This is a genomic window from Sphaerochaeta associata (genome assembly GCF_022869165.1).
Lineage (GTDB): Bacteria > Spirochaetota > Spirochaetia > Sphaerochaetales > Sphaerochaetaceae > Sphaerochaeta > Sphaerochaeta associata.
Genome location: NZ_CP094929.1, coordinates 2,955,403 through 2,977,930, shown reverse-complemented (window position 1 = coordinate 2,977,930; position 22,528 = coordinate 2,955,403). Strand labels below are relative to the sequence as shown.

20 protein-coding genes are annotated in these 22,528 nt (G+C 52.5%); 15 read left to right on the top strand and 5 right to left on the bottom strand.

From position 1 onward, the window contains the following. Positions 1–36: 36 nt before the first annotated feature. The 11 genes from MUG09_RS13720 (at position 37) to MUG09_RS13670 (ending at position 14,615) form a co-directional block, all read left to right on the top strand. Positions 37–2,091 (top strand): alginate lyase family protein, encoded by a 2,055-nt coding sequence (locus tag MUG09_RS13720; protein WP_244772004.1) that lies wholly within the window; start codon positions 37–39, stop codon positions 2,089–2,091. Then, on the top strand, positions 2,088–2,858 hold the full coding sequence (locus tag MUG09_RS13715; RefSeq protein ID WP_244772003.1) for a sugar phosphate isomerase/epimerase family protein: 771 nt from the start codon (positions 2,088–2,090) through the stop codon (positions 2,856–2,858). The genes MUG09_RS13720 and MUG09_RS13715 overlap by 4 nt, the downstream gene beginning before the upstream one ends. A gap of 2 nt (positions 2,859–2,860) precedes the next feature. Next, positions 2,861–3,979, top strand: a complete 1,119-nt coding sequence (locus MUG09_RS13710; protein WP_244772002.1) for a Gfo/Idh/MocA family protein — start codon at positions 2,861–2,863, stop codon at positions 3,977–3,979. 14 nt (positions 3,980–3,993) lie between these two features. Further along, entirely contained in the window at positions 3,994–6,258 is a 2,265-nt protein-coding gene (locus MUG09_RS13705; protein WP_244772001.1) for a helix-turn-helix domain-containing protein, read from the top strand. Positions 6,259–6,260: 2 nt separating this feature from the next. After that, positions 6,261–7,265: a Gfo/Idh/MocA family protein gene (locus MUG09_RS13700; RefSeq protein ID WP_244772000.1), complete on the top strand. Its 1,005-nt coding sequence runs from the start codon at positions 6,261–6,263 to the stop codon at positions 7,263–7,265. A gap of 114 nt (positions 7,266–7,379) precedes the next feature. After that, entirely contained in the window at positions 7,380–8,357 is a 978-nt protein-coding gene (locus MUG09_RS13695; protein WP_244771999.1) for a tripartite tricarboxylate transporter substrate binding protein, read from the top strand. 97 nt (positions 8,358–8,454) lie between these two features. Then, positions 8,455–8,931, top strand: coding sequence for a tripartite tricarboxylate transporter TctB family protein (locus MUG09_RS13690; RefSeq protein ID WP_244771998.1), 477 nt, complete (start codon positions 8,455–8,457; stop codon positions 8,929–8,931). Between the two features lie 18 nt (positions 8,932–8,949). Continuing rightward, the gene (locus MUG09_RS13685; RefSeq protein ID WP_244771997.1) at positions 8,950–10,452 is read left to right on the top strand and encodes a tripartite tricarboxylate transporter permease; all 1,503 of its coding nucleotides are present in this window, start codon (positions 8,950–8,952) and stop codon (positions 10,450–10,452) included. After that, positions 10,452–11,591 (top strand): oxidoreductase, encoded by a 1,140-nt coding sequence (locus tag MUG09_RS13680; protein ID WP_244771996.1) that lies wholly within the window; start codon positions 10,452–10,454, stop codon positions 11,589–11,591. Before MUG09_RS13685 ends, MUG09_RS13680 begins: the two co-directional genes overlap by 1 nt. Positions 11,592–11,603: 12 nt before the next feature. Further along, positions 11,604–12,602 carry a LacI family DNA-binding transcriptional regulator gene (locus tag MUG09_RS13675; RefSeq protein WP_244771995.1) on the top strand — a complete coding sequence of 333 codons (999 nt, stop codon included), beginning with the start codon at positions 11,604–11,606 and terminating at the stop codon, positions 12,600–12,602. Next, on the top strand, positions 12,603–14,615 hold the full coding sequence (locus MUG09_RS13670) for an FAD-dependent oxidoreductase (protein WP_244771994.1): 2,013 nt from the start codon (positions 12,603–12,605) through the stop codon (positions 14,613–14,615). On the opposite strand, the gene MUG09_RS13665 is transcribed toward MUG09_RS13670, so the two are convergent. Continuing rightward, positions 14,610–15,383, bottom strand: a complete 774-nt coding sequence (locus tag MUG09_RS13665; protein WP_244771993.1) for a 3-ketoacyl-ACP reductase — start codon at positions 15,381–15,383, stop codon at positions 14,610–14,612. The two genes, MUG09_RS13670 and MUG09_RS13665, sit on opposite strands and share 6 nt — an antisense overlap. Before the next feature lie 91 nt (positions 15,384–15,474). Between MUG09_RS13665 and MUG09_RS13660 the strand changes: the two genes are divergently transcribed. Next, positions 15,475–16,854, top strand: coding sequence for an SLC13 family permease (locus MUG09_RS13660; protein WP_244771992.1), 1,380 nt, complete (start codon positions 15,475–15,477; stop codon positions 16,852–16,854). Positions 16,855–16,897: 43 nt separating this feature from the next. Here MUG09_RS13660 and MUG09_RS13655 read toward each other — a convergent pair whose 3' ends face one another. Further along, positions 16,898–17,185, bottom strand: coding sequence for an RNA recognition motif domain-containing protein (locus MUG09_RS13655; RefSeq protein ID WP_013608228.1), 288 nt, complete (start codon positions 17,183–17,185; stop codon positions 16,898–16,900). Between the two features lie 223 nt (positions 17,186–17,408). Then, the gene (locus MUG09_RS13650) at positions 17,409–18,425 is read right to left on the bottom strand and encodes a ketopantoate reductase family protein (protein ID WP_244771991.1); all 1,017 of its coding nucleotides are present in this window, start codon (positions 18,423–18,425) and stop codon (positions 17,409–17,411) included. A gap of 167 nt (positions 18,426–18,592) precedes the next feature. Here MUG09_RS13650 and MUG09_RS13645 point away from each other — a divergent pair, with 167 nt between their 5' ends. From MUG09_RS13645 to MUG09_RS13635, 3 genes are all read left to right on the top strand, one after another. Then, a complete protein-coding gene (locus MUG09_RS13645; RefSeq protein ID WP_244771990.1) occupies positions 18,593–18,901 on the top strand; it encodes a hypothetical protein in 309 nt (102 codons plus the stop codon). 17 nt (positions 18,902–18,918) lie between these two features. Continuing rightward, positions 18,919–20,778 (top strand): heavy metal translocating P-type ATPase, encoded by a 1,860-nt coding sequence (locus MUG09_RS13640; RefSeq protein ID WP_244771989.1) that lies wholly within the window; start codon positions 18,919–18,921, stop codon positions 20,776–20,778. Positions 20,779–20,856: 78 nt separating this feature from the next. Continuing rightward, complete coding sequence (locus MUG09_RS13635; RefSeq protein ID WP_244771988.1) at positions 20,857–21,090, top strand: heavy-metal-associated domain-containing protein; 234 nt, start codon at positions 20,857–20,859, stop codon at positions 21,088–21,090. A gap of 68 nt (positions 21,091–21,158) precedes the next feature. Here MUG09_RS13635 and xdhC read toward each other — a convergent pair whose 3' ends face one another. After that, on the bottom strand, positions 21,159–21,647 hold the full coding sequence (gene xdhC, locus MUG09_RS13630) for a xanthine dehydrogenase subunit XdhC (RefSeq protein ID WP_244771987.1): 489 nt from the start codon (positions 21,645–21,647) through the stop codon (positions 21,159–21,161). Then, positions 21,640–22,527, bottom strand: a complete 888-nt coding sequence (gene xdhB / locus MUG09_RS13625) for a xanthine dehydrogenase subunit XdhB (protein WP_244771986.1) — start codon at positions 22,525–22,527, stop codon at positions 21,640–21,642. The genes xdhC and xdhB overlap by 8 nt, the downstream gene beginning before the upstream one ends. Position 22,528 lies beyond the last annotated feature (1 nt).

The window sequence follows — 22,528 nt, the reverse complement described above, 5'->3', positions numbered from 1 at the left end:
GAAACGGCCCGCCCGATTCTGTCTGGAGGAAATGGAATGAACACCAAGCAACGATTACTCTCACTCATTGATTGCAATAATCCAAGTCTCGGGGACCTGGATTGCGGTAATGAAGACCAGGCGCTGGATCGGATAGTCAATCATTTTCGAACCCGCAAAGGTCCTCACTATCTCTTTACTGCCCGGGATTGTGAAACACTCAAGGATGAGCACATTCTGCAAGAGGCGCAAACGGTGCTCGATCATCACCTGTTCGGACATGATTTTGCCGGTCCGATTGATTGGAAGTTCAATCCTACCGTTGAGACAAGCCGTGACAATGAATGGAGTTGGTCGCTCTTCAGGACCATCTACTGGCAACCGCTGGCCAGAGCCTATGCACTGACCAAGGATGAGCGGTATGTGAAGGAATTCTGCGACCAGGTGCGAAGTTTTTATGAGGCCTGGCCTGCCAAGGAGTTCATCGAGTGGGACGAGATGGATAAGAAGTCTCCTTTCCCCGGGCATGCATGGCGAACCATCGAAGCAGGAATCCGTATCTATACCACCTGGCTGCCCTGCATGGAGATTTTCCGCACCAGTGAGGCCTTTGATGCCGAGACCTGGGCGATTTTTCTCTGTTCGATCCACGATCACGGAACCTTCCTGCACAAGCATTACAGCAATCACGAACGCTCAAGCAATTGGTTGTCGATGGAAGCAAGCGCCCTGTTGCAGTTGGGCATCATGTTCCCCGAGTTCAAGGATGCTCAGGCTTGGCGTGAGCAAGGGTATCAAAGGGTTATGCATGAAATCGTCTATTGCTTCGACCATGACGGTGCTCATATGGAACATACCCCGATCTATCATCTGGTTGCTTCCATTGCATTCATGCAGGCTGTACAGCTCTGCACAATCAATGGGATGGAGGTAGCCCCGTATGCCATGCCGGTTTTAGAGAAGAGTGCTGAGTTCGTGATGCGCCTGGTGAAGCCAGATTTTTCCACACCGATGATCGGCGATGCCGATCGCACGAGCCTGTTGACCCGTATCACCGATACGTCGTTGTATGAAGGTATGAACCTGTCATTCTTCCCCGATGACCTGAATGAACTCCGTGCATACTTCAGGTGGATGGCAAAGCTGACCGGCAGAAGTGACTTCTTATACATGGCGACTGCAGGCAAGAGGGGAAATGCTCCTGCAATGCTCGATTATCAGATGCATGATGCAGGGATCTACTGCATGCGAACCGGTTGGACGAGAGGCGACAGTTACTGGCATGTATTGGGTGTCCGGTTGGAACGGGGGGAGAAAAGCTCCCACTCTCATAACGACACGGGACATCTGGAGCTGATGATCGGGGGAGAGGACATCCTCATCGATAGCGGCAGATACATCTATAACAGCTCCTGTTGGAAGGATTGGAGACACTATTTCACCGGCTCCCTGGCTCACAACACCGTATATATTGATGACCATGAGATGGGAAGTGTTCCCAAGGTCAATCGGGTGAGGGGTGTAAGGACTTGGTGTCATGCTTTCGAGAAAACAGAACACTATGCCTTGATCGATATCTCCCACAATGGGTATGTGTACATGCAGGACCCTGTATTTCATCGAAGGAAGGTGGTGTTCCTCAACGATTCCCGGTCGATGGTTGTCATCGACCATCTGACAGGGACGGGAAAAGCAGCGCATGATGTGCGTTGGACCTGGAACTTTGCAGGAACCGATGTCCAGCTTCTTTCCAACCATGTTGCAAAGTTCACCACTTCCCAAGGAACCGGGTACAGAAAATATTGCGTTGCCGCCCAGGGTCACGATCAAGAGGACACCCTTTCAGTAGACGCTTCAACACACTGGGAGAGCCACCTGTATTGTGGTTCGGAAGAGCCGAAGGGCGGATGGGTCTCCTATGGGTATCCTGTGCGTGAGCCCATCGCTCAGGTGCAGGAGGTGTTCTCTTCGGCCGTTCCCCTGACCATGGCGACCATCATTGCGAACGACGATGTGGCTGTTTCCATGCACATACGAGGACAGCACTTCAGGCTGCAGGTGGCACAACAGGTGATATGCGGAGATATGACAACATTGGAGGTCTTGCAATGAGGTTCGGTATATGTACGGATATTCAGAACATCGATGAGGTGGCCTCCTTGGGGTATGATTACGTCGAAGCCAAGCTCAACGTCATTGCCGTCTTGGATGAGGATGCGTTTTCTGCAATCGTGGAACAAGTCCATGCTTCTCCGATTTGCGTTGAGCGCTGCTGTTTGCTGCTCCCAAAGAGCATGCAGGTCATAGGAGACCGATATCAAGAGGCAGAAATGGTTGCCTATTTGAAAGCAGCGTATGCCAGGATGCAGGCAATAGGAGCCGACTTGGTGGTGTTCGGCAGCGGCAAGTCCAGGACCTTCGATGACTCGATGCGTTGGCAGCAGGCATTCAAGCACTTGGTGGATGTTACGAAGGTCATTGGGATGGTTGGTGCAGACTATGGCATCAGGATTGCAATCGAGCCGCTCAACCGCTTGGAGACCAACCTGATCAACACCCTCACCGAGGCTGCTGCATTGCAAGCCTGTGTCGGTCTGCCCAATGTGGGGTTGCTCGCCGATTCCTATCACATGGCCTCGGAACATGAGGATTGGAACCATATCGTACAGGTGGCGCCCCTGATGCATACCCATATCGCCTTATATGAAGGAAGGCGATACCCGACCATGCAGTGTGACGAGGTTGATTCGTTCATGACTGCATTGCAGGCTGCAGGCTATGATGCTTCGATGAGCATCGAGGGCAAGAGTGATGACTGGCAATCCGATGCAAAGTCGGCCCTCTCGATTTTGAAACAAGCATGTGAAGGCAGGAGGTAGGTATGCAGAAGGTGCGAATAGGAATCATCGGGTATGGGAAGATGGGCTCGCAGCATGCGAAAGCGTTTGCTTCGGGGAAGATCCCCAATGCGGTTCTGACCGCGGTTGCCGATATCGACCCGGTCCGCGTCGGCATTGCAAAGGAGAGCCTTGATGCAGCCGTCACAGTCTTCAATAGTGCAACTGCCTTGCTTGCAAGTGGTTTGTGTGATGCCATCATACCTACTGTTCCCCACTATTATCATCCCGTACTTGCCGTACAGGCATTCGAGGCAGGCCTGCATGTGCTCTGTGAAAAACCTGCCGGTGTATATGTCAAGCAGGCCAAGCAGATGCAGGCTGCGGCCCAGAAAAGCGGGAAAGTGTTCGGCATCATGCTCAATCAACGGACCAATCCACTCTACATACGAGCAAGGCAGTTGGTGCAGGACGGCACCCTGGGTCGGATCATTCATGCCAATTGGATCATTACCAGCTGGTTCAGGGCCCAAAGCTACTATGATTCCAGTTCTTGGCGGGCGACTTGGAAAGGGGAAGGCGGCGGTGTTCTCTTGAACCAAAATCCTCACAACCTGGACTTGTGGCAGTGGATTCTGGGTATGCCATCAAGGGTGAAGGCAACGATGTATTATGGAAAGCATCGATCGATCGAGACAGAGGATGATGTATTTGCCTTGTTCGAATTTCCCGATGGGGCCATCGGCCAGTACACAACCACCATCGCCGATTCGCCGGGAACCAATCGCTTGGAAATAACGGGAACCAAGGGTAAGCTTGTTGTTGAGAACGACACACTCACCTTGCATGTGTTGCAGGAGGATACAGACGATTTCAACGAGCGTTTCAAAGGTGAGATCGGGCAGCCGAAGAGCGAAATCCAGCATATTGCAGTTGAAGGCGTCTATACCTCCCACCCGGGTATCATCACGAATTTCTGCAATGCAATTCTCAAGCAGGAACCACTCATTGCTCCGGGTGAGGATGGGCTGGCCAGTCTGGCCATCTCCAACGCAATGCATCTCTCCTCTTGGACCGATGAGAGCTGGGTCGACATTCCTTGTGATGATGAGGTATTCTGTTCATTTCTTGAACAGAAATGCGGTGGACAGTTACCTGTCTGATTGAGGGAGCATCGGTGAAGCAGCAAGCAAGGTCATTCAAACATCAGTTGCTCAGAAAATGGAGATACTCCTATCTGGCGGTATTCATTGTGCCCTTGCTCCTGTTTCTTGTCTTGATGGCGACAAGTCTGTCGATTATGAATAAACAAGTAATACAGACAAACTCTCTGTCTGTGCAGGTTATGCATAATCAATTTGAACGAATTTTTTCGGAAGTGAATGCCGCTAGTCAGGATTTATTGGTTGGTTCTCAATTCCAACGACTGAGCCGGACTTCCAGCACCCAGGAATTGGATTCGCTCTACCTGTATGACAGCTCTGTTGCATTATCACATGTGATGAATAAAGGCTCAGCTATTGTGGATAGTATGATCTTCTCTCCATCGCTGAACTTCTATGTCTCCACAACTCGATGGGGAACATTGGAAGATTTACCTTTGATGGATGATTTTTCCCTCGGATGGACTGCTGAAAAATTTGCTTCGGTATTCGGCCGCCAGCGATGGATACTGGGCTTGGAGGATGCCTCCTGCTGCCTTGCCGGGGGAGGGGTTGTCAATAGGATTCTGGTGATCAGGCCGCTCTCTTTTGCCAAGAGCGGATGGCACCATGAGTTTTCTGTCGCCTATCTGGTTGATGTTTCGCCTATTGTGTCGGGGTATTTGAGTAATTCACAGGATTTGTTGATTACCAATCGTCTTTCGGGTACTGTGCTGTATGACTTTACCGATACTTACAAAGTAGGAGAGGATGCCGGCATTCTCAATACCATACCTTCGGGACAGACCCGGCGCATTGAAGGGAAGGTTGTAACGGCAGGGGCTTCCAGTGAAACCAATGCGATGTATTTTGTGATGACCGAACAGAGCTCTTATTTTCATGCCTTGATGGTCTTCCTGTTGATATCCTTGGGCTATTTTGTGCTGGCGCTCGGCGGTGGCTGGGCAATCGTCAAATGGCGTATCGGCAAGGATTGGCAGCTCTATGAACAAGCGATGCAGGAGACGGGAACCGTAGTAAACCAGGCAAGCACCGGCTCGGGTCTCTATTCACCCTTCGTTTCATCGGTTTCCCGCTTGAAGGCGGAAAAGGAGGGGATGAGCCGGATCATCAGCGACCAGACCCAGTCACTGAAGAGCAATATGATTGCAAAGCTTCTTGCAGGAAGCAAAGGGACGGTGAGCAAGGAGTCCTTGCAGGCCTCCGGTATACAGATGGTCTCTGATACGTTTGCGGTGGTCTTGCTGAGCAAGGAGAATGCTGTTCCAGAGCAGTTGGATGAACAGCAGTGCATCCGCTGGTTTGAAAGCCGTGGTTTTGGCGTGTTTCCCTCTGTATCAACACAAGGCATAGCGCTGATTTTGAATATCCCGATTCATGACCAGTCTCAGGACAGTCATCGTCTGTATATCCAGACGATGCAATCGATGAAGGAAGAGGAGATTTTCCACTGCCTCGATATTGCTTCCTCAGACCTGGTTGAAGGCCTTGCCTCATTGGGGGAAGCTTATCTGCAGGCTGTGAATGTGCTGGAGTATCGTTACGCCATGGGAAGCAAAGAGTTCATGATGAACTGTGATATGCTGGAAATGAGCAGCAAGATACATTACATCTATTCAACCGAACAGGAGTTGAGACTTTCCCAGGCTGTTCAGACCGGCAATTCAGCTGAGGCGGTCCATACAATACATGCCTTGATTAATGACAACAAGGCACTTGGGGTAAGTCCCCAGCGGCTTCGGTACCTTCTCTTCAACATTGCCGGGACGATCATACGGTGTGCAAACCATTTGGAGGAACGATATCCGGGTATGATTCCTACCATCTCACTGCCTCCCATCCTGCAGGCTGATGACTTGGCTCAATCATGCAAGGTGGTTGAGGCGATAGTGAGCAATGTGTGCAACGCAGTGTTGCTTATCGAGAAGCAGTATGCCGGCGAGGGTGGAGCACAATACGGCATGTATCAACGGGCCTTGTCCGAGGTACATTCCGATTACCGAAATCCCATGCTCAATGTTGCTCTTCTCGCAGACCGACTTGGAATTTCGACGGTTCTACTTTCAAGAATATTTAAGAAGTTTCATGGGTTCAATATTTCAGATTATATAAGTTCCGTGAGGGTTGAAGCTGCCAAAGCGCTTTTGCGTGAAGGTGTGTTGGTCAGCGAAGTTGTCGAGCAGTGTGGATTTGGAAGTCTTCGTACTTTTATGAGAGTGTTCAAGAATTCCGAGAAGCTTACCCCCGGACAGTATCGAAGCCTGCAGGGAGAGGAGTGAACATGCAAACATATCGGGTTGCCGTGGTTGGTTGCGGGGCGGTGTCGAAGAACCATGGGAAGGCTTTGGTCCAGTGTCCGTACACTGAGATTGCGTATGCAGTCGATTGTGTCGAGGAGCGGGCCAAGCAGTTTTCACAAACCTATGGAGGTATGGTTCTTACCGACTATACCGAGCTTTTCAGCCGCACTGATGTGGATGTTGTACATATTGTAACCCCTCACCATACCCATCCCCATATCGCCATCGATTGCATGCAGCATGGCCTTCATGTTTTTTGCGAGAAGCCGTTGGCAATCCTGCCTCAGGATGCGAAGCGGATGATTGCAGTTTCTGAAGCAACAGGAAGGCGATTGGGAGTCTGTTTCCAAAACAGGATGAATGCATCCACCATTCAGGCAAAAACCCTGATCGAGTGCAAACAGTACGGAGATATTGTCAGTGCCATGGTGCTGGTTGCTTGGGATCGCGGCGGCAAGTATTACTCGCAAAGTCCTTGGCGCGGTCGGTACGAGACCGAAGGAGGGGGGACGCTCATCAATCAGGCAATCCATACTCTGGATCTTTTGGATTATCTATGCGGTGGGGTGGCAGCTGTTTCAGGCTTCGATGCAAAACTTCGCGACGACGATGCGTATGAAGTCGAAGACAGTGCCATGTTCCATGCAACGCTGTGTGGAGGGGGGGTTGCCGTCGGCTACTGCACCAACTGCTATCCGATGAGCAAGCAGTGCACGGTGGAAATTCATTTGGAGAAGGCGACCCTGACGGTGAAGCAAAGCGGCCTTACCATCGAGCATGACGGACTGATGGAGTTTCATGCCAGCGAGGTTGCAACGGGAGAGAAGTCCGAGTGGGGTTTGTCGCACGGTCTCTTGATTGATGAGTTCTATCGTACACTGAGCACGGGAGAACCGTTTGTCTGTGATGCTCATACCGGATTGGCTGCAATCAAGCTTGTACAGGCGATTCAGCACTCAAAGGGAAGGCGGATTCAGTTGGTGTAAAAAAAGACTTGACAGATTCTATGAATGAGGTAAGATTGTTGCATGCAATAAAAAAGTTGCATGCAACAATGCTCTAGTACCAAGCATGCTTGGTACTCTCCTAAGGAGGAGATCATGAAGAAACTTTTGGTTTTGGCAATCGTTCTCGCACTCGCATTGCCGCTCTTTGCCGCAGGGGCACAAGAAGAGACAATCGAGAAGTATCCATCCAGGAACGTCAGGGTGATCATTCCCTGGTCCGTAGGTGGTATGACCGACGTGTTGACCAGACCGGTCGCCAGTCATCTGGAGAAACAGTTTGGTGTACCGTTCGTAGTAGAGAACAAGCCCGGTGGGGGCGGAGTCGTCGGTTCGTTGGAAATTGAGAAAGCTGCCAAAGATGGATACGTCATTGGAACCACTTCCATGTCCACCGTCTCTGCAAAGTACGTCTCCCCGATCTATCCTGATATCCACAACGTGGAACTCATCAGCCAGGTCATTACCATCCCTGCAACGGTAACCGTCAATGCAAACAGCCCCTTCAAGACCCTTCAGGACTTGATCGACTATGCAAAGGCAAACCCCGGCAAGTTGACCAACTCCAACTCCGGCACCGGTGCAAGTGCGCACATCTATGCTGCATATTTTGAAGCCATGGCCGGCATCAAGGTCAACCACATCCCGTATCCTGCCTATGCCGAGGCTGTAACAGCCCTCCTTGGTGGACACGTCGATATGACCAACATACCGCTTCCAGACCTCTCGGCCCACGTTGACAGCGGCGCCCTGCGCCTTTTGGCCATCGCCTCTGCAGAACGCCACCCCTCCTATCCCGATGTACCGACCCTCAAGGAACTGGGCATCGATGCAGTGATGGGCAACTACAGCGGTTTTGTCGCACCGAAGGGAACCGATCCCGAGAAAGTGCGCATCATCGACGAGGCAATCGGTCGTGCAATGCAGGATGAGACGATCAGGAAGTTCCTCATTGACGCAGGCTACCAGCCGGTCTATCTGAACAGAACCCAGTTCGCCGAGGTTATCAAGGACGCTGAGAAGCAGCTTGACTTCCTGGTGAACGAGCTTGGCATCAAGTTCATCGACGACTGATCGCACAAGCGGTTATCTGATGTATACTGGAGTATCGTCCCCAATCTGGATTGGGGGCGATATTCACTGCCTTTCAACCAAGTTTTTGGAGAAATGAATGACTAAGAAAAACTCTGATATCATTGCAGGAATCGTGTTCTTCGCGTTTGCAGGCCTGCTTTATATCGCCGCCGGCTTCATGCCGACTCGAACCGGGGGCATTGCCGCCCTCAATACCGGCTTTTATCCACGAATTCTTGCCTTCCTGCTGGCCGTCCTATCCGTGTTGATGGTCATTGAAGCCATACGCACCCAAAACACCACGAACGTTCAGTCCTGGTGGACCACCAAGACAGCCTTTCTGATGTTTTTTGTCACCTTGGTCATGCTGGTGCTCTATGTGTTCATTATGAAGATCTTCGGCTTCGCTACAGCAAGCTTTTTGTTCATCACCTCCCTGATGTGGATGCTTACCGACAAACAGGAGCGCAAGCCTGTGTTGATTCTTGGCGTCTCAGTTGGCATCACCGCCATCATCTACATCATTTTCAAGATGATTCTCTCGATTCCCTTCCCCCAGGGGCTTTTGATTTAACCAGATAAGGAAACCACCATGGAACTGTTTTCAATGGATCTCTACATCTCCGGGTTGCAATTCTTCACCAATCCAGTCATATACCTGGCCTCTATTCTTGGAGTGTTTGTAGGTATTGTGTTTGGTGCACTCCCCGGGTTGACTTCAACCATGACCATCGCAGTCTTCATCCCCTTCACCTTCGGGCTTTCTCCCGCCATCGCCTTTGCCTTCCTGCTCGGGCTCTACTCGGGTTCGGTATATGGAGGCTCCATCTCTGCAATTCTCATCAATATTCCCGGTACACCCTCGGCTATAGCCACCAGTCTTGACGGCTATCCGATGAGCCAGATGGGAAAAGCCGGCGAAGCCATCGGCATTTCGACCATCAGCTCCACCTTGGGAGGCTTCTTCAGCGTCATCGTACTGATGTTCGCCGCCCCCGCCATCGCAAGCGTTGCCCTCAAGTTCAGTGCCGAAGAGTATGTAGGGATTACCCTCATCGGCCTGAGCATCATCGCAATCATCAGCCCGGGCTCCACCGTCAAGGGTTTGATCGGCGGCGTAATCGGCCTGATCATCGGTATTGTCGGCATGGATCCCATCACCGGATACCCCCGCTTCATCATGGGCAGGGCAGAGCTGTTGGAGGGCATCGACTCCATTCCCGTCATGATCGGCATGTACGGCTTATCCGAGATGCTCGTACAGATTTCCAGCTCCGAATACAAGGTGACGGTCAAACAAAAGCTTTCGAAGCTTGTTCCTCCGATCAAGGACATCAAGCGGATTTTCGGTACGGTAGTCCGCTCCTCCTTCATCGGTGTTCTGATCGGTGCCCTTCCTGCCGCCGGCGGTTCGATTGCCGCTTTGGTGGCCTATGGACAGGAGAAGCGCTTCGGCAAGCGCAAGGAGCTCTTGGGAACCGGCATCATTGAAGGTGTTGCAGCTCCCGAGGCGGCCAACAACGCCAGTACCGGCGGTGCACTCATCCCCATGCTCACCCTCGGAATTCCCGGTGATGCAATGACGGCCGTCCTTATGGGGGGCCTGATCATCCAAGGCCTCAGACCCGGTCCGCTGTTGTTCCAGCAGCAGATGCCCTTTGTCTCCTCCATTTTCATCAGCCTGCTGCTCTCGGTGGTGTTCATGTGCATTCTGGGCCTTTTAGGGGCACCGGTGTTCGCCAAGTTGATCAGCTTCCCCAAGAAGTTCCTGATCCCGGCAATCCTTGTATTCGGCTTGGTGGGATCCTATGCGATCAGCAACTCGATTTTTGATATCTGGGTGTTGATCATCAGCGGTATCGTCGGCTTCTTGTTCCGCAAGATCGGGCTCCCCATCGCCCCCATTATTCTGGGCATGATCCTTGGCCCGCTCTTTGAAAGCAATTTCCGTCGAGCTCTTATGCTCTCCAACGGCAACTGGGCGACATTCGTGCAGAGACCTATCAGCCTGGCTTTCCTGATTATTGTCGTGGTAATCCTGGCTGGTCCTGCCATCATGGCAAAATTCAATAAAACACTTATCAGGGGTAACTAATGAAACTTGAACCAAACAGTATTCTGCTTTCATCGCAGAAGATCGGCAACCGCATCGCCCAGAACCGTTTTGTAGCCCAGCCGATGGAAGGCAATGATGCAATTGGTGGCAAGGTCTCCGAGCGGGCCATCAAGCGATATGTAAAGCTTGCAGAGGGAAAGTGGGGGGTAATCGTCATCGAAGCCTTGGCTGTTGCCGACAACGCTCTTGCCCGAAAGAATCAGATGGTGATCAACGAGGAGAACCTTCCCGGTCTCAAGGCGTTGGTTCAGGCTATGAAGGCAGTCGATCCCAATGTCTTGGTTCTGTTCCAGGTTACTCATTCAGGACGCAAGAGCGGTCGCGACTTTTCCCGTCCCACCGCCCTGTATAATCCTGAGAGTTGGGAACATTTGCTCACCACCGAAGAGATTGACGAGATCCAGCGTCTGTTCATCGAGGCGGCGCTGATCAGCGAAGCAGCCGGTGCCGACGGTGTCGATTTCAAGATGTGCCACGGGTATCTGGGCTGTGAAATGCTCAGGCCTGCAAACCAACGCACCGACAAGTGGGGCGGCTCTTTTGAGAACCGCACCCGCTTTCTTGTCGAGTCGATTCCCCAGATCAAGGCACGCCTTGTAAACAAGGATTTCATCCTCGGCAGCCGCATTTCGTACTGGGAAGGCATAAAAGGCGGTTGTGGTACAGCATCGTCTGACGACGCCGTCGAGGACCTCAGTGAGATGGACCGTGTCATCTCCCTGATGGCCGACCTTGGCATGGACTATGTCAACGTATCGGCGGGAATACCCGGGGTTACCAGTGAAATCACCCGTCCTACCGCTACTTCCAAGTGGTTCTACCTTCACCAGTTCCGCTATGCCCGTAGAGCCAAGGCTTTGGTTGGGGAGAGGATGAAGGTATTCGGGTCGGCCTACTCCGTATTGCAGGAGGAGGGAGTGCACGAGGCACAGAGCAATATCGAGCTCGGCTATGCAGATTTTGCAGGATGGGGCCGACAGACTCTTTCCGATCCTTTGCTGCCGAAGCGGCTTGCCCTCGGCGATGAGGTGGATTATTGTAAGTTGTGTTCGGGCTGTTCCAAGCTGATGGTCAAGCAAGAGGAAGTAGGTTGCATAATCTACCCCTCCCACAGCTGATTTGGAGTGATGATGGCAAAGAAAGTGACGGTCTACGACATTGCAAAGGCACTGGATATTTCCCCCAGTACCGTTTCACGGGTCCTCAACAACTCCTCACTGATCAGTGAGGAGAAGCGTGAGCTGATCCTTCGTACGGCCGAGGAAATGCACTACGAGAAGCGTTCCATCAAGAAGCAGAAAGGTAGGGCCATCATCACCATTCGTCTCTTTCTTCCAAGGGCAAAGTTCAGCTACATCCATCTGTTTTATGATGTAGCAGAGCTCTTGGAGGGAGTTCAGCAGGGCTTCGGAGAGACTCGGGTAAATATCATCACGAGTCTCAACGATGGAGATCTGTCCCTCTTTGACTCCAAGAAGCTTGGGGACATCGATGGATGCATCTTTGCTTTCACCAAACCTTCCGAGCAGATGGAAGAACTTTTGGAAGATCGAGGTGTTCCTTTCTTGATGCTCAATCGCTCCAATCCGGAACACAACTATGTTCTGGTGGACAACCTGAGCGGAATGGACAAGCTGGTAGGGGCGATGTACGAGAAACGAAAGGCCGATCTCAAGCCCTGTTTCATCGGCTTCTCCCAGCTGCCGTCGGTCAGTGCCCTGCGTGAGCAGGGTGTGGTTGAAGCCTGTCAAAGGCGCCATGTACCGTTCGATCCGCAAGTCGATGTAATCATGGTCGATTCGCTGACTGAACTGAATTCAAAAGTAATTCCCGCTCTCAAGGAGCGCTCGTACAACGCAGTGCTCTGTTTCAATGACCTGATGGCCGTCTCCTTGTATCAAGCAGCACTACACCAAAACTGGCAGGTTCCCCACCGTTTCTCCCTCTGTGGATTCGACAACTCGCCGATGCTCCAGCTGATGGACCAACGCATCGATACCATCGAGTTTTCACTTCGCAGATTGGGAATGGAGGCAGGCCTCTGGTTGAGTTCACGCATCATCGATCGCTCGCAGGCACCCATTCAGAAAGCTTTGGAAGGTACGTACATTGTAGGAGAAACAATCTGAATGATGCACTTACATGCAAAGTGGTCGGTTAAGGGGCTCAGCCTCCCTGTCTTTCGCACCAATGCCCTGATAGTTGGATCGGGGGCGGCCTCGCTGTCGTGTGCGGTACATCTCAAGCGCATGGGCGTGGACGACTTGCTCATCGTTACGGACAACAGCAAAGGCGGCACCAGCCGCAACACCGGCAGCGACAAGCAGACCTACTATCGCCTCAGTGACGCCAGTCCCATTCCCGACTCGCCGTACTCCATGGTCGAGTCGTACACCCGAGGCGGCTCTGTTCATGGTGACATCGCTTTCATTGAAGCCCAGAATTCGCTCAGGGCTTTTTACAATCTCGTCAGCCTTGGGGTGAACTTTCCCAGCAACCGCTACGGCGGGTATTCCGGGTACAAGACCGACCATGACCCGAGCAACCGGGGCATCAGCCTCGGGCCGTATACCTCCAAAGAAATGGTGCGTGTACTCCATGCTGAGGTTGAAAAATGGAACATTCCCATGTGGGACCGCTGTGATGTGGTCAAGCTCCTTACCGATGAAACCCATGCCATGGTCGGAGCTGTGGTACTGAACAAGGATGAAGTGCACAACGAAGCCCACGGCCTGTGCGTCATCCTTGCCGAGCATGTGGTGCTGGGAACCGGCGGTCCTGCCGGCTTCTATGCCGCTTCGGTCTATCCCCGCGTTCATGTGGGGAGCATTGGATTGGCCATGGAAATCGGGGCGGAGGCTGTCAACCTGACTGAATCGCAGTTCGGTATAGCCAGCACCAAGTTTCGGTGGAATCTCTCAGGCAGTTACCAGCAGGTGCTTCCCCGCTACATCAGCACCGACCGAAGGGGGAACAATCCGGTCGACTTCCTGGTTCCGTATTTCAACAACTGGGAGGAGCTGACCAACGCCGTTTTTCTCAAGGGGTATCAGTGGCCGTTCGATGCGGCAAAGGTCCCCGACCAGGGATCCTCATTGATCGATCTTCTGGTCTATCACGAGACCCAGGTAAAGGGTCGAAGGGTCTTTTTGGATTTTTCCAGCAACATCATCGGGAATCCTGCATGGTCTTCGTTCAATCGGCAGTGCATCCATCCCACCGCCCTTGGATACCTGGATGCCTCCAAGGCCTGGGCTGGAACACCCTTTGAGCGGCTGAAGCTGCTCAATCCGGCGGCTGTGGAGCTTTATGCAAAACACGGCATCGATCTTGAGCACGAATTGTTGGAAATCGATGTATGCGCCCAGCACAACAACGGCGGACTGTACAGTGATATCTGGTGGGAGTCCACCAATATCAAAGGGCTCTATCCCATCGGGGAGGTCAATGGCAGCCATGGGGTGAGCCGCCCGGGCGGAAGTGCCTTGAATGCCGGCCAAGTAGGGGCGCTGCGTGCCGCCCAGCGTATTGCAGGAAGCAAGGAAAGGCCGATGCTGCAAGCCGACTCGCTGCGCAATGTCGTACAAGCCGACCTTGAAAAGCTGGTCGACACTGTATGTAGATGGACGGCTTGTACCAAGCAGACCACCTTGCAATCAGTAAAGCACCAGTTGGATGAGCAAATGTTCAGCCTGCAGAGAAGAATGTCCAGCTATGGCGGTCCGATTCGCAGAAAGGAGTTGGTGGAAAAAGCCCTGTTGGAAGCAAAGGCGCAGCAACACTCCTTCGGCAAGGAATTATCGGTTCCCGCTGAATTCCTGGCAAAGGCGCTGAGGCTGCGCCACATGCTGATAGCCCAGGTTTGGTACCTCTCTGCAATCGATTGGTATCTCGGGCAAGGAGGAGGCAGCAGGGGGTCTTATCTTGTTGTCGATTCGGCAGGCAGGGAGGCTCATCCGCTCGCCAGCCAATATACGATCAAGGAGGAGAAGCATCAGCTGCGAGAGGTAATGCAGGTTCTCTACGTCGACGATGAAGAAAGGCTCTGTCATCGGTTTGACCGATGCAGAGCCGTCCCTTCGGAGTCTTTTTGGTTTGAGCAGGTGTGGAGGGAGTATCAGGCGGGGCAACACCTCCTATAACCTTGGGATGGCCAACCCTCCATCGACGGTGATTACCGTACCGGTGGAGAAGGGCAGTCCTCCTGAAAGCAGTGAGTTCACCGTTCTGCCGATGTCCTCGGGAAGGCCCCAGCGCATCTGCGGGACGATGCCCTGCTCCAAGAGGGTATCGTACTTCTGCTGTACGGCCGAGGTCATGTCGGTTTTAATGATGCCCGGTCTGATCTCATACACCAAGGCCCCCTCGCCGGCGAGTCTGGTTGCGAACAGTGAGGCTGCCATGCCGAGGCCTGCCTTGCTGATGCAGTATTCAGCTCGATTGACCGAAACCATGGTGGCCGAGACCGAGGTGATGAAGATGATGGTTTTTCCCTGCAGTGCATCGGCATCCTTCCAGCGCTTTGCAATGTGCTGGGTAAGCAGGACAGGACCTCGAAGATTGATGTGCATAAGGCGGTCGAAGGACTCTTCGCTCATATCCAGAAGGTCAGCACGCTGCAAGGGGGCCACTCCTGCGTTGTTTACCAAGCCATCGAGTGAGCCGGTAGCCAAAAACGCCTGTTCGATGAGCTGGTTACGCTGCCGGGAATCGGAGATATCGGCTTTGAGGATATGAAAGGACTGGTTTGAACCGATGGCAGCCTCGCTGCAAAGCCGCTGCGTCTCTCGTGCAGCTTCCTCGTTTCCTGCATAGTTGATAAGTACTGAATACCCGTTGGAAGCGAGGGTCAGGCAGATGCCTCGTCCGATGCCTCTGCCGCCGCCGGTAACAAGAATGGTCTTTGCCATAGAAATCCTCCATATTGTTGCATGCAACAATATGAATTGTGTAGCCTTTATCCGCATCTGTCAAGAGCATTCGGAACATTAGGAGTGGTGAATGGATCGAGCAAAACTACGTGGTTTGATTCTTGGAGTGATACTGGCCTTGGTGTGTTTCGCCCTCCCGTTGGACGGTCTGACGGTCCAGGGTAGGAAAGCACTCGCCCTTACCGTCATGACCGTCGTGTTCTGGGCATTCCAGGTCAGTCACAGCGGGTACGTTGCCGGTCTGTATCTTGTCCTTCTGATTATCCTGAAGGTAGCGAAACCGACGGTCGTCCTGGCTCCGCTGGCCACTTCCAGCACCTTTCTGATCATGGGGGCCTACCTGTTGGCCGCCTCGGTTCGCTCCTCCGCACTCGGGGAGAGAATCGCCTATTTCATGCTGCGCTTTGTCTCCTCCTACCGCTCCTTGATCATCGTCATCTATCTTTTGACCTTTGTACTGAGCCTGATCATTCCCCATGCCTGGCCTCGTGCCCTCTTGATCATGAGTGTCATGCTGGTGGTGATCGACACAGCTCAGATCGGGGTGCAGGATGCAAGGCAGATCGGCTTTGCGGTTTTTGCATCTTCGGTCCCCATCTCCCTGATCTTCCTTACCGGAGCGAGCATCACCAATCCTCTGGCAGTGCAGTATGCACAGGTGGATCTTGGGTGGATCGGTTGGCTGAAGGTCATGGGAATCCCTTCGATGGTTGCCAGCGTTCTCACCTGCATCCTTTTCTTGCTGTTGTTCAAGCAGCATGAAAAGCTGTCGATCAACAAGCAGGCCATACAAGAGAAATATGAGCAGCTCGGTCCCTTGTCAGGCAAGGAGAAGCGGATTTTCATCTGGCTTGTCATTGCAATCCTGAGTTGGGCCACCGACTCGTTGCATAAGATCGACATTGGCTGGATAACCTTTCTGATCACCGTCTTGATGAGTTTTCCTGTCATCGGAAAAGTTTTGGAGGCCCGTCATTGGAAGGAGATCCCGCTGCATATGATTCTCTTCATCACTGCCGCCACAGCTATCGGAAAGGTCGGTGCAGAGACCGGAATGAATGCCTACATTGCGCACTTGGTGCTTCCCACCCATGTCCCTACCAACATATTCGCACTGGCGGCGGTGGTAACCACCTTCACCATGATCGTACACCTGCTGCTTGGAAGCGTGTTGTCTGTGATGGGGGTTGCCATTCCGGCACTGCTGGCTTTTGCCGCTTCCACTTCGATCAATCCACTGGTAATCGTGCTGTGGGCCTATACGGTCATCGGCTCGCACTACATCCTTCCCTTTCACCATATGAATGTGCTCGTCGGTGTGGGGGAGGGTAACGGACTGTACTCCCAGAAGGAGACGATTCGACTCGGCATCCCTTTGATTGCAGTGGTCTACTTCATAACCGTAGTGGTGCAGACGCTCTGGTGGAAGGCACTGGGTCTTATTGCATGAAAAAGGAGCCCTTTCGGGCTCCCTATGCTGCTTGATGTATAGTTTAGTATCTGTTGTTGTAAGAAGGTCTGCGTTCGGTTCTTTCTTTTGCGATGGCTTCGTTGACCCTGAGGTTTCTTCCATCGAGCTCACGGCCGTCAAGCTGGCTGATTGCTGCAACAGCTGCGCTGTCGTCATCCATCTCAACAAAGGCAAAGCCCTTGGGACGGTTGGTGTCGCGGTCCATGATGATGCGTGCGCTCATTACGTCGCCGTACTGTGCGAACAAAGAGTACAAAGCCTCTTCAGTGGTCTGGTAGCTCATGTTTCCTACATAAATTTTTTTTGCCATGATAATTTCCTTGCGCAGGTCAATGCCTGCTTTCTTTGGGTGTCTTAGGAGTTTGGTACAGTTTCAATCGATTACCCGTCAGAAGTGCATGGAAGTCAAGCAGCATGGCTACAAAGATAGGATCGTCAGGAAAGGAACACAAAGTCTAAGCTCCTTAAGCTTACGGGGTATTGGATAAAGAGTCAATGCTATTGGTAAAAATAAGTATTTATTTTTTCAAGACTTAGGAAAGAAATGCTTTGAAGAATCCCAAATTTTCCCGGCAGGGTTTCAATTGTCCGGACTCAAGACGGGAGATGATTTGGACTACCAAATCGTTTACCGGGGTAGCAATACCGGCCCTTTTTCCTTCCTTGGAGAGGATGCCGTTGATGCTGTCCACCTCGCACTTTTTCCCTTTCTCGATATCCTGAAGCATACTAGGTTTGAGGCTGGCGTGTTTTTTCATAGCCAGGGGGATGAGCAGGTAACTGAGCTTCTGTTTCACACGACCTTGGTAATCGAACAGTTTTTCCAGGTTCTTTCCTTGCACCGGTTCGAATGTGATGCCGAGGCTGTGTCCGGTGTCAAAGCACTCCTTGAGGATCAGCTGGGCGATACGACGGGCCTTCTTGTCCTTGGCTACCTCACCGAATGTGCAGCCCAGAACAGTAGCCGTTCCGCTGAAGGAAGCGTTGATGAGGAGCTTTGACCATCTGGCACCGATGAAGTTCTCTTCGATGGTTACCGGCCCCATGACGCCGAGCACTGAAGCGACAGCTTGAAGTCGCTCCTCCCTTCCAGGAGTGAGCATCCCCAGGCTGAAGGCGAGGGCCTCGGGTTCACTGGTGAGTTCGGCAACGCCGCTTGCTTGCAGGGTGGCCCCCCAACCGATTGCACAGCCTGCCACCCGTTGGGCGCCCAGCACCTGTGCCAGCTCGCTTTCAGGAAGGCCGTTCTGCATGGTGACCAAGAGTCCGTCCTTGGCAAGGTAGGAGCGAAGGAATGTGGCAACCTTTCGGTTCTCCAGTTGCTTGGTCAAAAGGAAGATCAGGTCGTACGTCCCCTGCATCTGCTCAGGCAGCAGCGCACTCACCCCTACGGTAAGGTCTACCTTTCCAACAATGTGCGCTCCCTTTTGCTGTAAAGCAGTAATGTGGGCTTTATTGCGGCTGATCAGGTCGCACTCGATGCCCGCCCTTGTCAAATACGCTCCCAATACCGTTCCAAGCGACCCTGCTCCATAGATGGCTGTACGCATAGATAATCCTCTTGGTAGTAAGCGTAACGAGACGGCGGATGTGAGACAAGAGCGTAACACCAACCCTTTCGTCAAAGAATTCATCGAAAGTTGATTCTAATCAATTATCCTTAGCTTCATCTCGGCTACACTTGGTCTGTAACCAAGAGAAATAAGGAGAAGCCACCATGTTACATACTACAACGTTCGCCGCTTCCAAGAAGCAATATCTGAAGGTTTTGAAACAATACGTCCCCATCGTCGACCGGGTTCACGGCTCCAACCACCCCGAATTCCATGAAGTTCGCCGGACCTTCGAGGCAATGGTCCACAAGATCGAGCAGGCAGGTGCAAAGCTTCCTGCACTCCAACAAGAATTCGCTCAGCTGAGAACCATTACAAACACGTACCGTATTCCTGAGGGCGTGTGTGAAACCTACGAAGCTGTCTATCACATGTTGGGTGAACTCGACCAAGCCTATCACCAAACGCAGTAGGTTGGAAGGAGCAAAGGATGCAGAAATATATCTTAGGTAAAAAGAACCATATCACTGTTGTCAGCGCGGCTCTGATCATTATCGGCTTCACCAGCGAGCTGGTGTTTCACCAGGAGCAGGCGGCCATGTGGTCGCTCATTCTTGCATCGGTGCTTGGAGTAGCTCCGATTGCCATCCAAGCCTATCAGGCACTGAAGGTCAAGGTCGTCAGCATCGATGTCCTGGTCACCCTGGCAGTCATAGGTGCCTTCTTCATCAAGAACTTCGAAGAGTCGGCAATTGTCACGTTCCTGTTTCTGTTCGGAGCGTATCTTGAGCAGCGTACGTTGCAGAAGACCCGCTCTGCCATCAAGGAATTGACACAAATGGCACCTGAGAGTGCCTTGAAGCAGGTCGAGAGCGGTGAATTTGAAGAGGTGGATGTTGATGATGTCGATGTCGGCGATACCCTGCTCGTTAAAACCGGGGCGAAAGTTCCCGTGGACGGCACCGTCATCAGCGGTGAAGGGTACATCAATGAGGCGAGCATCACCGGTGAGGCTGTGCCTGTAGGTAAAAAGAAGGGCTCCCAGGTGTTTGCCGGCACCATTTTGGAAAATGGGACGATGCAGATTGTTGCCGACAGGGTCGGAGAGGATACCACCTTTGGAAGGATCATCGAGTTGGTCGAGGAAGCCCAGGACTCAAAGTCGGAGGCCGAGCGGTTCATCGACCGGTTTTCAAAGTATTACACACCTGCAGTGCTGGTTCTCTCCCTGCTTGTCTGGTTGGTCTCCCGCAATATTGAACTTGCCATCACGATTCTTGTACTGGGATGTCCCGGCGCCTTGGTAATAGGCGTCCCCGTCTCCAATGTCGCAGGCATCGGCAACGGTGCACGCCATGGGGTGCTGCTCAAGGGCAGCGAGGTCATCCACGATTTCAGCAGGGTCGACACCATCGTTTTTGATAAGACAGGAACGCTTACAGTGGGCAATCCTACTGTTGCAGACACCCAATACTATGTCTCCGATATCCAACAAACCCTGGGGTATCTGTCCAGCGTGGAACGAGAATCAGACCATCCCCTGGCTAAAGCAATCGTACAGCATCTGGGTGTACTCGACACCTATACCGTGCAGAGAACCAATGTCGTGGCGGGAGGAGGCATCGTTGCCGAGGTGGACGGCCATCGGGTTGCCGTCGGTAATGTCGGTTTGATGGAGCAGGAGAAGGTAGTCTTCTCTGAGAAGGCGCTAAGGGATATTGCACGATTTGAAGCGAGTGGAAACTCACTTGTGTTGACAGCCGTGGACGGTGAGCTCCAGATCCTTATGGGAATCCGCGACCAAATACGAGAGGGTGTGAAGGTTCATCTGCGCAAGCTGAAGAGGCTGGGCGTGAAGCACTTGGTCGTACTCTCGGGGGACAACCAAGGGACGGTGGACTTGGTGTCAAAGGAGTTGGGTTTGACGGAGGCCCATGGACACATGCTGCCCCAGGACAAGGCTTCCTATATCAAGAAGCTGCAGGCAGAAGGGAGAACGGTTGCCTTTGTGGGAGACGGGGTGAACGACAGCCCCTCGCTCGCCTTGGCCCATATCGGAATCGCCATGGGCAGCGGTACCGATGTAGCCATCGAGACCTCGGATGTGGTGCTGATGAATTCGGACTTCAGCCGCCTTCCTCATGCCCTGGGATTGGCAAAGGCGACCGCGAACAACATGCGTCAGAATATTGCAATTGCAGTGGGCGTGGTGTTGGTCCTCCTGGCAAGCGTGTTTTTCAGTGAGTGGATGAATATGTCCATCGGCATGCTGGTGCACGAGGCAAGCATTCTCGTGGTGATTCTCAACGGAATGCGGCTGCTGCGCTTCCAATTACGGAAAGAACGGTGAAAGTTGATTTGAATCAATTACGACCGAAAAGATCCTTGGTATGCTACCCATACCACAACGATGAAAGGAGCGATACCCATGAAGAAACTTACCATGCAACTGGAATCCTTGACCTGTCCGTCCTGCATGCAAAAGATTGAGAATGCAACCAAAGCCTTGCAAGGTGTACAGAAGGAGAGTGTGAAGGTGCTGTTCAACTCCAGCAAGGTCAAGCTTGACTTTGATGATTCGGCCATCACTGCAGAAGCCATAGAAAAGGCTGTCACCACCTTGGGCTATGAGGTGAAGAAGTCTCAAGTCAAAGAAATCTAAGACTATTTTTGGATCGAAAAAGAAAAACGGGAATGCCTTGCATTCCCGTTTCTCATGTTCAATGAATCTCAGCCTTTCTTCTGTTCAATCCGCTTCCTCTGCGTTTTTTCGATTGCATCGACAATGTGTTCATAGCCGGTGCATCGGCAGAGATTGCCTGAAATCTGGCGGCGGATCTCTTCGCGGGAGGAAGGCTCGTCCTTCTCGATGATGGGAATGGAGGCCATGATGAAACCGGGGGTGCAGAAACCGCACTGGACGGCACCTTCATCGATGAAGGCTTGTTGGATGTCGCTGATCTCTCCCTTGGTATTGCTCAGGCCTTCAAGAGTCAGGATGGTTTTTCCCTCAGCCCAAATCGCCATATAGATGCAGCTGTTGAACGGCTTGCCGTCGATCAGGATGGTACATGCACCGCATTCTCCTACATCACAGCCGTGCTTGATGCTGTCCAAGCCGGCTTTCCCTCTGAGCATATCGGATAAGGACGAGCGGACATCCACTGAGAATACACGCTCTTTTCCGTTGACAATACAGTGTACGTCTTTGTTAGCCATTGATGGTGCCTCCTGCTTTCTCAACTGCAGCCTTCGTTGTTCTTCTCGCCATTTCCTTGACCAGCTGCAGGCGGAACTCTTTGGAAGCACGCCAGCTGGTTCTTGGACTCACATCAGATAAGGCTCCTTCAGAGACGATATCGAGCAGTTGCTCGTTCAGCTCATGACCTTGTACCTTTGACTCTACGGTGGTGGATCGAATCGGAGTCGGGGCTGCAACGCCGAAGGCGATGCGAAGCCGATCGATATGCTTCTTGTCGCTCGTAAGTCTCACATTGACCGAACAGCCCAGGGTGGCGATATCCATCGCCTTGCGCATTGCATACTTGATGTAGTGGCCGCTGGTGTTCTCATAGCTCTCTTTGGCGATGCGGATGCCGCACAAGAGTTCTCCCTCTCTCAAGTCCACCTTGCCGGGACCGAGATTGAACTCGGTGTAGGGCAGGAGACGAATACCGTCGAGGCTTGCAATCTCCAGAGTGGCATCGTAGGCCTTCAGTGTGGTGGCGCTGTCGGCACTGGTGACTCCGTTGCAGATGTTGCCTCCGATGGTCCCGATGTTTCTCACCTGCGGTCCGCCGATTTGGTCAACCGCCTCTCCGAGGACCGGTACGTACTGTCTGATGACCGGATGCATCGATACATCGGTGAAACTGGTGAGCGGCCTGATGAGAATCGAACCGTCGTCCTCGAGGCAGATTCCCCTCAGTTCCTCCAGATTGTAGATATTAATCAGGTCGCAACCGGCGAGCTTGCCCTCTCGGATTTTTATCAGAATGTCGCTTCCACCGGCGAGGAACAACGCTTGGGGATGTTCTTTCTTCAAGCGCAAGGCTTCTTCTACTGAGGTTGGTTCATAGAGATTGTTGAAATTATACATA

Coding starts and splice junctions, on each gene's coding strand:
- MUG09_RS13720 (WP_244772004.1), top strand. CDS start 37: ATGAACACCAAGCAACGATTACTCTCACTCATTGATTGCAATAATCCA.
- MUG09_RS13715 (WP_244772003.1), top strand. CDS start 2,088: ATGAGGTTCGGTATATGTACGGATATTCAGAACATCGATGAGGTGGCC.
- MUG09_RS13710 (WP_244772002.1), top strand. CDS start 2,861: ATGCAGAAGGTGCGAATAGGAATCATCGGGTATGGGAAGATGGGCTCG.
- MUG09_RS13700 (WP_244772000.1), top strand. CDS start 6,261: ATGCAAACATATCGGGTTGCCGTGGTTGGTTGCGGGGCGGTGTCGAAG.
- MUG09_RS13695 (WP_244771999.1), top strand. CDS start 7,380: ATGAAGAAACTTTTGGTTTTGGCAATCGTTCTCGCACTCGCATTGCCG.
- MUG09_RS13690 (WP_244771998.1), top strand. CDS start 8,455: ATGACTAAGAAAAACTCTGATATCATTGCAGGAATCGTGTTCTTCGCG.
- MUG09_RS13685 (WP_244771997.1), top strand. CDS start 8,950: ATGGAACTGTTTTCAATGGATCTCTACATCTCCGGGTTGCAATTCTTC.
- MUG09_RS13680 (WP_244771996.1), top strand. CDS start 10,452: ATGAAACTTGAACCAAACAGTATTCTGCTTTCATCGCAGAAGATCGGC.
- MUG09_RS13675 (WP_244771995.1), top strand. CDS start 11,604: ATGGCAAAGAAAGTGACGGTCTACGACATTGCAAAGGCACTGGATATT.
- MUG09_RS13670 (WP_244771994.1), top strand. CDS start 12,603: ATGATGCACTTACATGCAAAGTGGTCGGTTAAGGGGCTCAGCCTCCCT.
- MUG09_RS13665 (WP_244771993.1), bottom strand. CDS start 15,383: ATGGCAAAGACCATTCTTGTTACCGGCGGCGGCAGAGGCATCGGACGA.
- MUG09_RS13660 (WP_244771992.1), top strand. CDS start 15,475: ATGGATCGAGCAAAACTACGTGGTTTGATTCTTGGAGTGATACTGGCC.
- MUG09_RS13655 (WP_013608228.1), bottom strand. CDS start 17,185: ATGGCAAAAAAAATTTATGTAGGAAACATGAGCTACCAGACCACTGAA.
- MUG09_RS13650 (WP_244771991.1), bottom strand. CDS start 18,425: ATGCGTACAGCCATCTATGGAGCAGGGTCGCTTGGAACGGTATTGGGA.
- MUG09_RS13645 (WP_244771990.1), top strand. CDS start 18,593: ATGTTACATACTACAACGTTCGCCGCTTCCAAGAAGCAATATCTGAAG.
- MUG09_RS13640 (WP_244771989.1), top strand. CDS start 18,919: ATGCAGAAATATATCTTAGGTAAAAAGAACCATATCACTGTTGTCAGC.
- MUG09_RS13635 (WP_244771988.1), top strand. CDS start 20,857: ATGAAGAAACTTACCATGCAACTGGAATCCTTGACCTGTCCGTCCTGC.
- xdhC (WP_244771987.1), bottom strand. CDS start 21,647: ATGGCTAACAAAGACGTACACTGTATTGTCAACGGAAAAGAGCGTGTA.
- xdhB (WP_244771986.1), bottom strand. CDS start 22,527: ATGTATAATTTCAACAATCTCTATGAACCAACCTCAGTAGAAGAAGCC.